The organism is Cytobacillus sp. MT66 (genome assembly GCF_058792595.1).
In genome coordinates this window covers 237608-251235 of record NZ_JBXAFB010000001.1, presented here as the reverse complement: position 1 = coordinate 251235, position 13628 = coordinate 237608, and the positions used below count along the sequence as shown (strand labels likewise).

The 13628-nt window shown below is 39.8% G+C and carries 15 protein-coding genes; 2 read left to right on the top strand and 13 right to left on the bottom strand.

The genetic code is table 11. The features are described 5' to 3' along the window. Positions 1-44: 44 nt before the first annotated feature. The 3 genes from AC1Q59_RS01220 to desA form a co-directional block, all read right to left on the bottom strand. Positions 45-644, bottom strand: coding sequence for a response regulator transcription factor (locus tag AC1Q59_RS01220; protein WP_492363945.1), 600 nt, complete (start codon positions 642-644; stop codon positions 45-47). Further along, positions 641-1768 (bottom strand): sensor histidine kinase, encoded by a 1128-nt coding sequence (locus tag AC1Q59_RS01215; RefSeq protein ID WP_492363944.1) that lies wholly within the window; start codon positions 1766-1768, stop codon positions 641-643. The genes AC1Q59_RS01220 and AC1Q59_RS01215 overlap by 4 nt, the downstream gene beginning before the upstream one ends. A gap of 134 nt (positions 1769-1902) precedes the next feature. After that, the gene (gene desA / locus AC1Q59_RS01210) at positions 1903-2922 is read right to left on the bottom strand and encodes a Delta(5) desaturase DesA (RefSeq protein WP_492363943.1); all 1020 of its coding nucleotides are present in this window, start codon (positions 2920-2922) and stop codon (positions 1903-1905) included. A 136-nt stretch (positions 2923-3058) separates the two neighbouring features. On the opposite strand from desA, the gene AC1Q59_RS01205 reads away from it, so the two are divergent. Beyond that, the gene (locus AC1Q59_RS01205; RefSeq protein WP_492363942.1) at positions 3059-3415 is read left to right on the top strand and encodes a hypothetical protein; all 357 of its coding nucleotides are present in this window, start codon (positions 3059-3061) and stop codon (positions 3413-3415) included. Between the two features lie 39 nt (positions 3416-3454). Here AC1Q59_RS01205 and AC1Q59_RS01200 read toward each other — a convergent pair whose 3' ends face one another. The 8 genes from AC1Q59_RS01200 to AC1Q59_RS01165 all read right to left on the bottom strand — a co-directional run bounded on the left by AC1Q59_RS01200 (position 3455) and on the right by AC1Q59_RS01165 (position 10259). Further along, on the bottom strand, positions 3455-4372 hold the full coding sequence (locus AC1Q59_RS01200) for a DUF1002 domain-containing protein (RefSeq protein WP_492363941.1): 918 nt from the start codon (positions 4370-4372) through the stop codon (positions 3455-3457). Between the two features lie 34 nt (positions 4373-4406). Beyond that, on the bottom strand, positions 4407-5000 hold the full coding sequence (locus AC1Q59_RS01195; protein ID WP_492363940.1) for a branched-chain amino acid aminotransferase: 594 nt from the start codon (positions 4998-5000) through the stop codon (positions 4407-4409). A 120-nt stretch (positions 5001-5120) separates the two neighbouring features. Next, positions 5121-5831 (bottom strand): ABC transporter ATP-binding protein, encoded by a 711-nt coding sequence (locus AC1Q59_RS01190; RefSeq protein ID WP_492363939.1) that lies wholly within the window; start codon positions 5829-5831, stop codon positions 5121-5123. After that, positions 5824-6597: an ABC transporter ATP-binding protein gene (locus AC1Q59_RS01185; protein WP_492363938.1), complete on the bottom strand. Its 774-nt coding sequence runs from the start codon at positions 6595-6597 to the stop codon at positions 5824-5826. The genes AC1Q59_RS01190 and AC1Q59_RS01185 overlap by 8 nt, the downstream gene beginning before the upstream one ends. Then, positions 6569-7549, bottom strand: coding sequence for a branched-chain amino acid ABC transporter permease (locus tag AC1Q59_RS01180; protein ID WP_492363937.1), 981 nt, complete (start codon positions 7547-7549; stop codon positions 6569-6571). The genes AC1Q59_RS01185 and AC1Q59_RS01180 overlap by 29 nt, the downstream gene beginning before the upstream one ends. A 4-nt stretch (positions 7550-7553) precedes the next feature. Next, positions 7554-8438, bottom strand: coding sequence for a branched-chain amino acid ABC transporter permease (locus AC1Q59_RS01175; RefSeq protein WP_492363936.1), 885 nt, complete (start codon positions 8436-8438; stop codon positions 7554-7556). Between the two features lie 24 nt (positions 8439-8462). Further along, positions 8463-9635, bottom strand: coding sequence for an ABC transporter substrate-binding protein (locus tag AC1Q59_RS01170; RefSeq protein ID WP_492363935.1), 1173 nt, complete (start codon positions 9633-9635; stop codon positions 8463-8465). A 156-nt stretch (positions 9636-9791) separates the two neighbouring features. Next, a complete protein-coding gene (locus AC1Q59_RS01165) occupies positions 9792-10259 on the bottom strand; it encodes a PaaI family thioesterase (protein WP_492363934.1) in 468 nt (155 codons plus the stop codon). 169 nt (positions 10260-10428) lie between these two features. On the opposite strand from AC1Q59_RS01165, the gene AC1Q59_RS01160 reads away from it, so the two are divergent. Then, positions 10429-11346, top strand: coding sequence for a LysR family transcriptional regulator (locus tag AC1Q59_RS01160; protein WP_492363933.1), 918 nt, complete (start codon positions 10429-10431; stop codon positions 11344-11346). A 45-nt stretch (positions 11347-11391) separates the two neighbouring features. Here AC1Q59_RS01160 and AC1Q59_RS01155 read toward each other — a convergent pair whose 3' ends face one another. Both AC1Q59_RS01155 and AC1Q59_RS01150 read right to left on the bottom strand, forming a co-directional pair. Continuing rightward, positions 11392-12474: an acyl-CoA dehydrogenase family protein gene (locus tag AC1Q59_RS01155; RefSeq protein WP_492363932.1), complete on the bottom strand. Its 1083-nt coding sequence runs from the start codon at positions 12472-12474 to the stop codon at positions 11392-11394. Continuing rightward, positions 12471-13622, bottom strand: coding sequence for an acyl-CoA dehydrogenase family protein (locus AC1Q59_RS01150; RefSeq protein ID WP_492363931.1), 1152 nt, complete (start codon positions 13620-13622; stop codon positions 12471-12473). The genes AC1Q59_RS01155 and AC1Q59_RS01150 overlap by 4 nt, the downstream gene beginning before the upstream one ends. Between the last annotated feature and the right edge of the window lie 6 nt (positions 13623-13628).

Below are 13628 nucleotides of genomic sequence, written 5' to 3'. Positions count from 1 at the left end.
AAAGTATTTCGATACCTTCAATAGTTTTCTTTACTATTGTCTAGTTATTTGAACCATCCTTTTTCTTTTGATTGAGCAATTGCTTCGATTCTATTTTTTACCCCAAGCTTATCCATGATTTGGGAGATGTAATTTCGGACTGTGCCTGTCTTAATTTGAAGTTCAGCCGCAATCTCCTTTGTGTTTTTCCCATCGGCGACAAGTTCGAGCACTGCTTTTTCCCGGGCTGTCAGCGGATTTTCTTCACTGTAGATATCATCCATTAGCTCTGGGGCATAGATCCGCTTTCCAGCCATTACCATCCGGATGGAATTAGCCAGTTCTTCACTTGGGCTATCCTTTAGTAAATATCCCCTAACTCCCGCCTTTAGTGCCCTTTGAAAATAGCCAGATCGGGCAAAAGTCGTTAAAATAATAACCTTGCAGTCCATATTATTTAGTTCTTCAGCAGCTTCAAGGCCGCTTTTCTCGGGCATTTCAATATCCATGATACAAATATCGGGCTTAAGCTTTTTCACAAGGGAAATGGCTTCTTCTCCATTGGATGCCTGCCCTGCAACCTCCATATCATCCTCTAGGCTTAGAAGCGACCCTAATGCTCCAAGCATCATCCGCTGGTCCTCCGCGATGACAATTCGAATCATATCCGTCCCTCCTTTCCTGTTTGTATCACGACATTTGGCACTTTCATTACAATCGTTGTTCCATGTTCATTCACAATATCAAGTGTACCATTTACAAAATCTAGGCGCTCGTTGATGCCGAGCAGACCGCTCCCATTTTGCAATTTTCCCTGATTAATTCCGATGCCATTGTCTTTAACAACAATACAAATTTCATTTTGTGTTTGTTCTACACGTATTTCACAGACTGTTGCCTGACTATGCTTGACAACATTGTTAACCGCTTCTTTTAAACACATGCTAAGGATGTTTTCTATAAATATAGAGACATTGGTCAGCTTCCATTCTTCGTTGAACACGAGCTCTATTTGTGCTGCCCCTAGAAGTTGTTTGATGCGGACCATTTCTTCCTTTAAACGGATACCTCTCATCTGAGACACCATTTTTCGCACTTCATTTAAGGCTGTTCTAGCTGTTTGCTGTACATCCTTCATTTCGGATTTGGCTTGTTCTGGATTTTTGTAGACAAGCTTTCTGGCCAAGTCACTTTTTAGTCCAATCAGTGATAGCTTTTGTCCTAATGTATCATGAAGATCACGGGCAATTCGCTGCCTTTCCTCCTGTTTTACAAGCTCTGCAATCCTTTGATTGGCATATGCAAGCTCCTCTTCAAGCTTTTCTTGTTTTTTCTTATTGTATAGATTAAAAGGCAGAAGGATGACACTTATCCAAATGATGATAATAAAAGGCAGCTGTTTCAGAAATAGTTCATCTTTTAGAATCAGATTGAAGTTGATTGAAAAGGTGGTTGACACTAAATGAATGATATACAAAGTTAAAAAAGCGACCCGATTTTTAATTTTTCCATTATAAAAGGCGATATAAAAAGCAAAATAGACAAATTGAAAATAAATGGTCATTGTTGTGGAAATGGCGATAAGAATTAAAGTCCACAAGTACACGGTCCATTTTTTTGAGATAAATGCCAGCCTATAGGTAATGAAAAAAAGAATGGTCAAGGCAAGACCAATAATGATATCGATAGTTGCTGAAGATTGAAAAATAAAATAAAATGGCAGAATGCTGAAAACGGTCCAAATATATGGAGATATTCCAGATCCTTTTTGAAAGTAATTTTTTAACATAAATGACCTCTTATTGATTGACCTTTATGGAAATTATAACCTTTTTCCAAAAGGGAAGAAACTAATAACAATTTGTTTATGCAGAAAAAATAGGCAAAGCCTTTAACATGTGCCAGGCGTTGCCTATTTTTCCCCTAAACCTGTGAAGCTAATTTTGGTTTAATTATTTTTACAGCCTCTTTGTATGTGACAAATTTTTTGTTATTTTCATCCCAGAGCCTGAATCTTAGTGATTCAATACTTGTTCTGAATGTGATCGTCGGAACGTTCTGCAGTTCTGGTGTGTGATTATGGGCATCTTCAAGCTTATAATTTGGCACTCGCGGACTAAGATGGTGTACGTGATGGTATCCAATATTTCCGGTAAGCCATTGGAAAAGTTTAGGAAGTTTATAAAAGGAACTTCCTTCAACCGCAGCTTTCACATATTCCCAGTTATCATCTTCTTCAAAGTAGGAATCCTCAAAGGTATGCTGCACATAAAAAAGCCAAATTCCAGCAGAGCCCGAAATTAAAAAGATCGGTGTTTGTACAAGCAGAAAAGCTTCCCACCCAATTGCCCAAATAATTAAGCTGTATAGGATGACGATAGAGATATTAGTTAAATACGTGTTCAGTCGTTCGCTTTTTCTTGCACCGCGTCTATTAAAGCGATTTTTCAAAAGGAATTGGTAAATGGGGCCCAGCCCAAACATAATTAATGGGTTTCTGTACAAACGGTAGCCTATGCGGTTCCAAAGCGGCATTGCAAAATATTCATCAACAGTCAGGGCCCAAATATCACCGACACCTCGTTTGTCAAGATTGCCGCTTGATGCATGGTGAACAGAATGATCATGCTGCCATTGGCTAAATGGAAACAATGTCATGATCCCAGTAATTGTTCCAAGTATTTTATTGGCTTTTCTGTTTTTGAAAAAAGAATAGTGGCAGCAGTCATGAAAAATGATGAAAATCCTTACTAAGAAGCCTGCTGCAATAATACCCAAGGCAATGGTTAAAAGATAAGAAATTTCAAGACTTTTGTAAGCGAGAACCCATAGCACTAAAAAAGGAATAACCGTATTTACGATCTGCCATATGCTATCTTTAATATTAGATTTTTCGTAGGGGGACATTTGTTTCTTCAAATTAATTTGCTTTTGTTTGGTCATATTAAAAATATCCTTCCTCTCATTTATAAATATCATAAAATAAAGAAGATTGGAATGTAAGGCATACGTGTCATGTAAAAACCATGATAAATGTCATGTCTGAAAAATAAAATAATAAATATTAAGGAGCCCGAAAATGAACAAGTTCTTGGATAAAATAAAGCACAAAGCAAAATCAACCTTAGCCCAAACGAAATCACAGGTTAAAGAAAAAATCTTTTCAATGACTGGCACATCTTCTGCCACTGTCAGTCAGATTGCCAGTTATATTCAAGGTCATCCCGATACAAAAATCCTTAAGAAATCCCTATTGGGTCAGGAGTACCGCTTTTACCATCTCGATCACGATGACATTCATTATTATTTGGAAATGAAGGGAAATTATGTACTTCAGTTAGATGTGCAAATGCAAAACGATTCACTAGTATCATACCGTTCCTATAGGGATCGTTATTCATTAAATAATCCGATCAAATTTCCTGAACTGACTTAAAAAATAAATGGGGCTGTAAATTTACAGCCCCATCATTTTTTAAGAAAATAGATTCTTGATACTTTCTATTAAGTTTTTGAAGAAGTCACTCACTGCTTGGATAAATCCCTTGTCACCGACAGCTTCGCCTATACGCTGCTGAATGTCTTTAGAAATGTTTTCAAGCTGTGATTGGACATTATCAAAATTGATATTTAAGCTGCGCATTTTTTCAAAAAGATCAATAATAAGCTGGCGATCTTGATCACTTAAATGAATTTCAAGCTTGTTCATTTGTTCATTAATGATTTTTTCAATATCTTCTTTTGTTGCAGGGTTTTGTGCTGCAATTTCTTTCTTGATTTCTGTCAATAGCTCCGACACTTTATCCTTGTCCATACCCTCTTTTCCAGCCAGTTGTGTGGCAAGGCTCAACTCTTCATTCGCTACCTCTGTGTGCTCCGTATTAAGCTCTTTTCCGTTTCCTTCATCATAGGCCTTGTATATGCCTACAAGTGCTGAATGGCCGCTTACTTTTACTGGGGAGGCAACTTCGACAACTGCATCCTCAATACCTGCAGTTAAAAGAGCATTGGCATACATTTCATCCGTAACTTCGGTAATATTCTCTGGTGTCACCTGCTTAATAACAAGGCCTTCCCCTGCTTCTTTTCTGGTAATCTTGGCTGAAGAGTACATATTTGCATGACGGTCACCTTTAATATATTTAACCAGGTCATCACCTGTCACAGTGATTTCTCTGACCTTGCCGGCATCTTCAACACCAAGAAGCTTACGTGTTTCCTCTTTTTGTGCAGCTGATAATGCTTCGCCGTACACAACAACAGGCAAGCCATATTTCTCATTAATGCTGTCTTCTTCGGCCGCCCCATCCGAAGCAAAGACAGGCTTGCCTATTCCTGCTGCAAAAATAATTACCATTGAAATCATTAACCATTTCATCAACCGCTTTTTCATATTCGCACTCTCCCAAAAATTCTTTTATCTGTATCTAATCCTGTTTATTCTCTGATATAACTGCTACTTGGAAAAGAAAATGATAAATTTGAGCAAAAGCTTCGCCAATTGTCATTTCTGGATCAAAGCCATCCACCCCATTTAAGGCAAAGTTTAATTCCCATAGACCGTCTGTCCCGTTAAACAGAAGGCTATACTTTTTGATTTCCCCTGTGAGTAATTGTTCAATGGCAGCTTTCATGTTCTTTTCGAGTTTTTTTGGCATCCTTAATCCCAGCATGACCTCATAGGTACCGAAGACATCATCCACCTCTAAACATACTGAATCCGCCCCGATGATTTCAAATTTTTCAGCTTCAATATAGATAAATTGTTCGATATGCTGTTTGAAATATGCAATAGATTCGTTAAAAAACGCTTCTGTTTTTTCCGCGACTAATTCATCTGTTTCTTTATTGGATAGCTCCAAATAGGCATTATTAAAAGCAGAATAATCATTCCCATCCAGGATGTTCACTTCTTCTTTCAGGAACCCAAGCATTTTTGCATATTCAGCTTCTTCTTTATATAATGAAATTCCTTTTTCTCCAGTTTTCGAAACATAGTCTTGAAAATTTTTCCTAAGCATCTTTATGTTCTCCTTTTAACCGAAATTTTCTCTTTTCATTTTGCGGGTTTTATTCGTAAAAGGCAAATATAAACTAAAACTGCTGAAATAAAAAAGAGATCCTGATTTGAAATCAGAATCTCATCCTGTTCTTTTTCCGAGATAGGCTTCTACAATTCGCGGATCTTTTAAGAGTTCAGATCCTTTGCCGCTGATAATAATTTTGCCAGTTTCCATGACATACCCATAATCAGCAATTTTTAGAGCTTGTTTCGCATTTTGTTCTACTAGTAAGACGGTAGTCCCGTCATCTTTAATTTCTTTTATAATTTTAAAGATATCAGCGACAATTAATGGGGCTAATCCCATTGAAGGTTCGTCAAGCAGCAGAAGCTTTGGCCTTGAAAGCAAAGCACGCGCGATAGCAAGCATTTGCTGCTGGCCGCCAGAAAGCGTTCCGCCTAACTGATCCTTTCTTTCTTTTAATATCGGGAAGTGTTCCATCACTACCTCAATATCTTTGCCTATTTCTTTGTCTTTTCGGTGGTAAGCCCCCATTTCGAGATTTTCCATAACGGTCATTCCCGATAGAATAGCTCTCCCTTCAGGAACAAGAGATATCCCTTTTCTTAAAAGCTGGTCAGGTCTTTGGCCAGTAACGTTTTCACCCAAAAATTCAACTTTTCCCTTTTGCGGTTTTAATAAGCCCGAAATTGTTTTCATGGTCGTTGTTTTTCCGGCACCATTTGCCCCAAGAAGTGTAACGATTTTTCCTTGCTCCACCTCAAGGCTAATTCCTTTTAGTGCTTGGATTTTTCCATAAAAAGTTTCGATATCTGTTAGTTTAAGCACTATGTTCGTCCTCCTCTGAACCGAGGTAGGCTTCGATAACCTCTTGATTATTTTGTATTTCTTCTGGCGTGCCTTCTGCAAGTTTCTTGCCGAAGTTTAAAACGACAATGCGATCACAAAGCTTCATGACGAGAGGCATATCGTGTTCTATGATAAGAACGGTAATCCCTTTTGCCTGGACCTTTTTTATGAGGCCGAATAGACTTTCTGTTTCGGTTTCATTCATTCCTGCGGCAGGTTCATCGAGCAGTAAAAGCTTAGGATCGCTTGCTAACGCCCTGGCGATTTCCAGTCTTCTTTGCTGGCCATAGGATAGGTTCTCTGAAATGGCATCCATAATATCCACTAGGTCAACCAGTACAAGGAGCTCCAAAGCCCTTTGCCTTAGCTGCTTTTCCTCATCCTTCTGGAATTTTGTCCGAAATACACTTCTAAAAACACCTGAAGAGCTTCGGCAATGTCCGCCAACCATAACATTATCGAGAACGGTCATTTGTGGAAATAGCTTGATATTTTGAAAGGTACGGCAAATTCCTAGTTCTGTAATTTTATGCGGTTTTTTTCCGGTAATTGTTTCTCCAGCGAATAAAATATCTCCTGATGTTGGCCCAAAGACGTTAGTGATGACGTTAAACATTGTTGTTTTACCTGCCCCGTTTGGACCAATTAGACCAAATATCTCCCCTTCATTTATGTTGAAGGAAACATCTGTTAATGCGGATATACCGCCAAAATTTTTAGAGATGTTTTTGATTTGAAGAACCATGGTCGACCCTCCTCTTAGGCAGCTTTCGCTTCTTAAACCAATCTAACACCTGTGCATCAATAATTCCCTGCGGCCGGAATGCCATCATAACAATTAATACTAGACCGTAAATCATATAGCGGTATTCACTAATAAATCTTAAAACCTCTGGCATGGTCGTCATAAAAGCTGCTCCAAAAATAGCGCCCCAGATGACCTCGCTTCCGCCGAAAACAGCAAAAATTAATATTTCCACAGCACGGTGGTAGGCAAAATCTGCGGGACTGATGTAAGCCATCACATGGGCATAGAGTGCTCCTGCAAAGCCTGAAAGTACGGCACCTTGTGTAAACGCAAGCACTTTGTAATAAGTAATGTTAATTCCCATAGCTTCTGCGGCTTTTTCATCCATTTTAATGGAGGCAAAAGCTCTTCCAACCCGTGATTTATTCTGTCTGATTAAGAACCAAACAACAAATATGTTAACGATTAAAAGAAGAATAAAAACGGTCAGAAAGACAAACTGGTTGTTTTTTAGACCTAGTACACCCGGGTCAAACCCAGAGTCCCTTAGCATTCTGAAAATTTCCCTTCCGATATGCGGGATATTGGAAATACCAACCGCGCCTTTGGTTACAGATTCCCAGTTCACAAAAAATACCCGGATTACTTCTCCAAATCCAAGGGTAGCAATAGCTAAATAGACGCCTTGTAAACGCAAGGAAGGAATTCCGATTAAAATGCCTAATATACCAGCCACAAGCGCACCTGCAATAATTCCTGCAATAATCGGTAAATCAAAATTGATAGTCAACAAAGCAGATGTATATGCACCAATGCCCATGAACCCGGCACTTCCAAGGGAAAGCTGCCCAGATGATAGGGTAACATATATGCTTAGGCCAAGAATGATATTAATCAGAATAAAGGAAGCAACCTGCAAGTAATAAGGATTTATGAATTCACCAAGCATTTTGTCACCTTCCCGCCTCTGTTGTCTTTTGGCCAAATAATCCTTGCGGCCTTAACATAAGGATAATGATTATGGCAATAAACGCGATCGCATCGCGGTATCCAGAATCTCCGTATGCAACGATTAAAGTTTCTGATAATCCTAATATAAGTCCGCCGGCCATAGCGCCCTTTACATTTCCCATTCCGCCTAAAATAATAATGGCAAGGCCTTTGAGTCCCATGGATAGTCCCATTTGCGGGTTTACAGAGTTAAAAGCCATGCCAACCAAAATTCCTGCGATGCCGCCCATGGCAGATGCAATGACAACTGTCAGTACAATGATCTTTTTTGTATTTACCCCTAGAAGGCTGGCAGTTTCTAAATTTTCCGCCGTTGCACGCAGCGCTTTTCCTGCCCTTGTCTTTGAAAGCCAGTAAGAAAGAGCCATCATTAAAAGGATGGAAATAACAAAAATTAAAATTTGTACAAGGTATATGGTTATCGATCCGATTTGAAAGCTGATATCGGCAAATGCGTTTCGGAAGGGATGGTTTCCTGCCCCAAACAAATGGTGGGAAACGTTTTCCAGCAAAATCGATACACCAATTGTACTAATAAGAGGAGCAAGGTGTGAGACACCCTGCTTCCCTCTTAATGGTCTTAAGGCAAATCGTTCAAGCATATACCCTAAAATAGCTGTCACGATAATAGCTGCAAGAAAGGCTACCCAGATAGGAAGACCTAACGTACTTGTCATGATGACGCCGATAAAGGCTCCAAACATAAAAATTTCGCCATGCGCCATGTTAATGATGCCTAGAACACCAAAAACAAGTGTGAAACCAAGGGCAACGATGGCATAGATGCTTCCAAGCGTAATCCCATTAATCAGCTGCTCTAAAATCAAGTCATCTCACCCTTTGCTTTTGGATTATTCAAATTGTTTGAACTGTCCATCTTCAATAATCAGAACAGTTGGATCCATCACAACATCGCCTTCTTCATCAAATGAAAACTTTCCAAGGATTCCTTCTAAATCTTTAATTTCAAGCAAAGCATCTTTTACTTTATCCCTGTCCGCCTCACCGGCATTTTTTAGTGCTTCTGCCATGATATAAAGTCCATCGTAGGCTTGGGCAGCAAATTGGTCTGGAAGTTTTTTATATTCAGCCTCATATTTTTCGTTAAAGCTTTTAACCTTCGGATCATCCTTTTCACCAAACCATGGCGTCGCAACGATTAACCCATTCGCAGCCTCACCGGCAATCTCGATGACCTGTGGAGAGTTGAATCCATTTCCCCCGACAAATGGTACATCGATTCCCATTTTTCGCGCTTGACCCATAATGACCGCTCCCTCATTGTATAGAGCAGAAGCTAAGATTAAATCTGGATTTAAGCTTTTAATTTTAGTCAATTGGGCATTGTAGTCAGATTGTCCCTTTTGGAACGTTTCAATTGTTAGAATTTCAAGTCCCATGTCTTTTGCTGTCTTTTCCATTGTGTCGAAGCCAGACTTTGTGAATACGTCGTCATTCCCGTATAGAATGGCAACCTTTTTCGCATCGTATTTTTCTACTGCCTTTTTGATGGAAGCTGGAATAGCTAAAGCTTCAGGAATAGAGTTTCTAAAAACGTATTCACCAATTTGCGGAATACCTTCTGCAGTTGTGGAAGTACCCATAATAGGAATTCCATTGAGATCAGCTTCTGGTCCTACAACATTCATCTCTGTGCTAAGTGTTGGTCCGATGATGGAAACAATATCATCGTCGCTCATTATTTTTTGGGCTGCTGATAAGGCTTGTTCCTGCTCGCCTGCTGAGTCCTCTATGACAAGCTCAATATCTACCTTGCCTTCTGCGTTGATTTCTTTTTGTGCTAATTTTAATCCATTCGTAATAGCTTCCCCATAAGCAGCACCTGGTCCAGTGATATAAGAGATAACACCGATTTTAGCTTTGATTGCTCCAGATGCTTGTCCCCCTTCATCTGCTGGCTTTTCTTCCGTTGCTGTTTCAGAGCCGCCGCCGCTGCAGGCAGATAAAACAACTAACATCAAAACAGCCAGTAAAAGAAATGGCTTCTTTACTAGTTTACTCATCGTTTCTCCTCCTAAAGTCTGAAATTTTTGAAATATATATACTATTAAATAATAATCGGCTGATAATGTAAATGAAAATTTACTTTAATTTCGTAATTTTTCCAAAATTTAATTCTCTACTAAAATATCTTTCTGGATTATTCTGCCCCCCTAATATTATTTTGGTCGTTTTAGATAGAATGTTCCAAGGGCGATGGCAACTAACTCATCATGATCATCAAGCACCTTGCACTCACAAACAACGGTTCGATAGCCTAAATGGCTGATCAAAGGCTTAGCATACAGCCGTTTCCCTTTGCCTGGTTTGACATAATTCATCTTTAGTTCCAAGGTATAGACTTCGGTATCCTCCGGTATTTTTGTCATTATGTTATAGCCAATAGCAACATCAGCAAGCGTATAGACGGCTCCTCCCTGGGCAACCCCGTATGTATTTGCATTCTGCATGCCCAGGTCCATGAACATATCTCCATTGCTGTCAAAATCTAACCCAAACAGCCTGCCAGTGTAATGCATGCCTTCTTCCTTTGTTTTTCGCATCGCCCTGATGACATGGCCAATTTGCTCAATCTCCTCAGTTGTCAGTAACTTTAATTCTTCTAAAATACTTTCTGCTGTTTTCATTTCCTATTTCTTCCTTTCAAAATAAACTTTTTTGTTATAATAATTACAATCGTAATTATCAGATTTATTAAAATATATGAAAAATTAATTCAATACTATTATGTTATTTGATATAATGCAAGTATAGTATTCGAAAATTCTATATTTTTTAAGAGAAGGACGGTTCGATATGGACATTAAACAATTGGAAGTTTTCAACACCATTTACAAACATAAGAACTTTTCCAATGCCGCAAAAGAGCTCTTTATTTCACAGCCCACTGTAAGCGCTCACATAAAATCTTTAGAAGAAAGCCTTGGCCTCCAGTTATTTAATCGGAAGAACAAAGCCATGGGGAACTTAACCGATGCCGGGAAAATTCTTTACCAGTATTCCAGTCAGATCCTTTCACTTGTCCGGGAAGCGGAGGAATCATTAGCTGATTATAAGAAGGGGTATTCAGGCTCCTTATCAATTGTTACCTCTCATTCCTTTTGCTATTGGGTGCTGCCGGAAATACTTGAAAGGTTTAAAAAGAAATTTCCTTTTGTGGATATTGCTCTGCATACCGAATTCACACCTAAAATGATTGATATGATCTACAATAGAGAGGTTCATTTTGCCATCGCTAGAACCAGTTCCCCCCATTTTAACGACAATGAGTTAAATAGTATATTAATCGGCCATGATCCTGCTGTATTTGTTGTTTCATCACAGCATCCATTAGCATATATGGAAAGGGTGACAATTGAAGATGTATTGAAAGAACAATTTATTCTCTATGGGAAAAAATCAAGCTTTTGGCCGCAGGTTAATAATGTTTTCGCCAGTATGGGCTTTGAAATTAAAACAAATATGGAAATGAACGATATAAATGCTGCGAAGAAAATGATTGAAATTAATATGGGGATTTCGGTTCTTCCGAAAATTTCTGTTCAGTCAGAGCTTAAAAACGGGCAATTAAAAACCATTACTGTTGAAGATTTTCCGCCAATTATGAGGTATTCCAATTTAATTTACCGAAAGGATCTAATTGTAACGGGGCCATTGGAAAACTTTATTAAATTTATTCAAAATACAAAGCCATTTCCAATTGGATTAGAATAAAACTGAGGCTATCCTTGTCGCGGATAGCCTCAGTTTTTTTGTCTGCTATTCTACTGTTACCTTAGCAGGCGGTTTTGTAATAAAATCCCATAGATTTTCAGCGTCACTAAGTATTCTTTGGCCGACAGCTTCAGCAAGTACACTTTCTGTACCAAATTCATCGCGCCAGGACCAAAGACGGCGTGTGCTGTGATGGAGCACATGTTCATCCGTAAAGCCAATGGCGGCATGTACCTGATGGGCGATCCTTGTTGCAATTCCAGCAGCATCACCTAATTGGATTTTTGCCATTGCTGTTTCTTCAAAGCTGATATTGCGGTCAATATTACTGATAATAAAGTCTGCCACTGCGAGCGATGCCGTTGTTTCTCCAGCCATGATTGCAAGCTGCTGCTGGATGGCCTGGAATTTGCTGATCGGTCTTCCGAATTGTGTTCTTTCCTTGGTATAAGTCACGGAAAGTTCCAAAGCTCTCTCCAGTGAACCGGCCATCTGCATCACTCTTGACATCATGGCGTAGCTGAATAGGTTATCGGCAGATTGGTCATCTACCAAACCAGCCTCCTGTTTACTTACAGCAACCTGATTAATAACTACTTCATCCCGCGGTTCTCCAGCTAGATTTTGATTTGAATTGATTATACATTGATCTGAAGGAATACTAGCTGTGATATATTGTCCCTCATTTGTCTTACCAAGAACAGTAATAAATTGGACATCCTTTCCCCATGGCACAAAGCTTGCCTTGCCGGAAATGGACCAGCCTTCATCTGTCGGATCAAAGATTATTTGGTCTTCTCTCGATACGGGTGCAAACGTGCTTAATTCACTTTTAGCCGTTAGACCTGCTTTTGAACGCATCCAATTGGCTAAAGTATGTTCAGCAAGCGGAATTGGTGCTGCGAAGTAACCGGCAATTTTTAACAAAGCCATTAAATCGCCTAAATCTCCGCCAGAACCGCCTTTATCTTCGTCAATTCCAACAGCGGTAACCCCCAATTCGGATAAAGTATCCCAAAGGTCTGCAGGGAAAGTTCCTTTCTCAGCAGCATTGATTAACTCCTTTGTACAGTTATCCTTCAGTACTTTGTTTACCATTTCCTCAAGCATTGGTCTGATTTCACTCATCGAACTCCTAACCCCCTTGCAATGATTCCGCGTAAAATCTCTGTTGTTCCCCCGCGCAATGTAAATCCTGGCGAATGTAAAATCGCTTGAGCCATCAGGGCATCAAATTTTGATTCTGCAGATACCGATGCATGGCTAGGAATTAAAAGCCTGGCTACTTTAATAATTTCATTTTCGTATTCTGTTCCCAGATCCTTAACAAGCGCCGCGGCAATTTCAGGAGATTTGCCCTGTTCTAGCAGTCCGGCAACACCCAAGGACATTTTTCTCAACGTCCATAACCTGGAAACTAGCTTTCCAACAGCAATTTTAGCATTGTCGCTTTCAGAATTTGCTAGCTGGCGAACAAGTTCTGCTAATAATGGGTATGTACTCATGAAACGTTCAGGGCCGCTTCTTTCGTAAGCAAGTTCTGCTAGGCTTTGCTTCCAGCCGTTACCTGCAATACCGACAACCATATCATCTGGTACTTCAACATCTTCCATAATGACTTCATTGAAATGGTGCTCCCCTGTCATGAGATGGATTGGGCGGATCGTTACCCCAGGTGCAGATAAATCTAGTAAAATTTGGCTTAAACCTTCGTGCTTTTTCTCTCCCAGTGCTTCAGTGCGCACTAATGTAATCATATAATGGGAGTGGTGTGCGCCGCTTGTCCAGATTTTGCTTCCATTCACAATCCATTTATCGCCGACTTTTCTTGCACGTGTGGATACTGATGCCAGGTCTGAACCGGAATTTGGTTCACTAAGGCCAATAGCGAAGTAAATTTCCCCTTTTGCAATTTGCGGGAGCAAACGTCTCTTTTGTTCCTCTGTTCCATATTTGAGCAAAAGCGGTCCCGTCTGTCGATCAGCAAACCAGTGGGATGCTACCGGAGCTCCTGATGCTAATAGCTCTTCTGTTACAACAAAACGTTCTAAAGCGGAGCGTTCGTGGCCGCCATACTCTTTTGGCCATGTTAAGCCTAACCAGCCTCGCTCACCAATTTTTCTGCTAAATTCAGCTGAATGGCCGCCAAGCCATGAATCACATTTGGGTACATATGTCCCCTTTTTTTCTTCTTCAATCAAGAATGCTCTGACTTCTTCCCGCAGCTTTTCGGCTGCTTCAGGTAGTTCAACGTTTGGAAGTTTCAATTCTTTCAAAAGTAA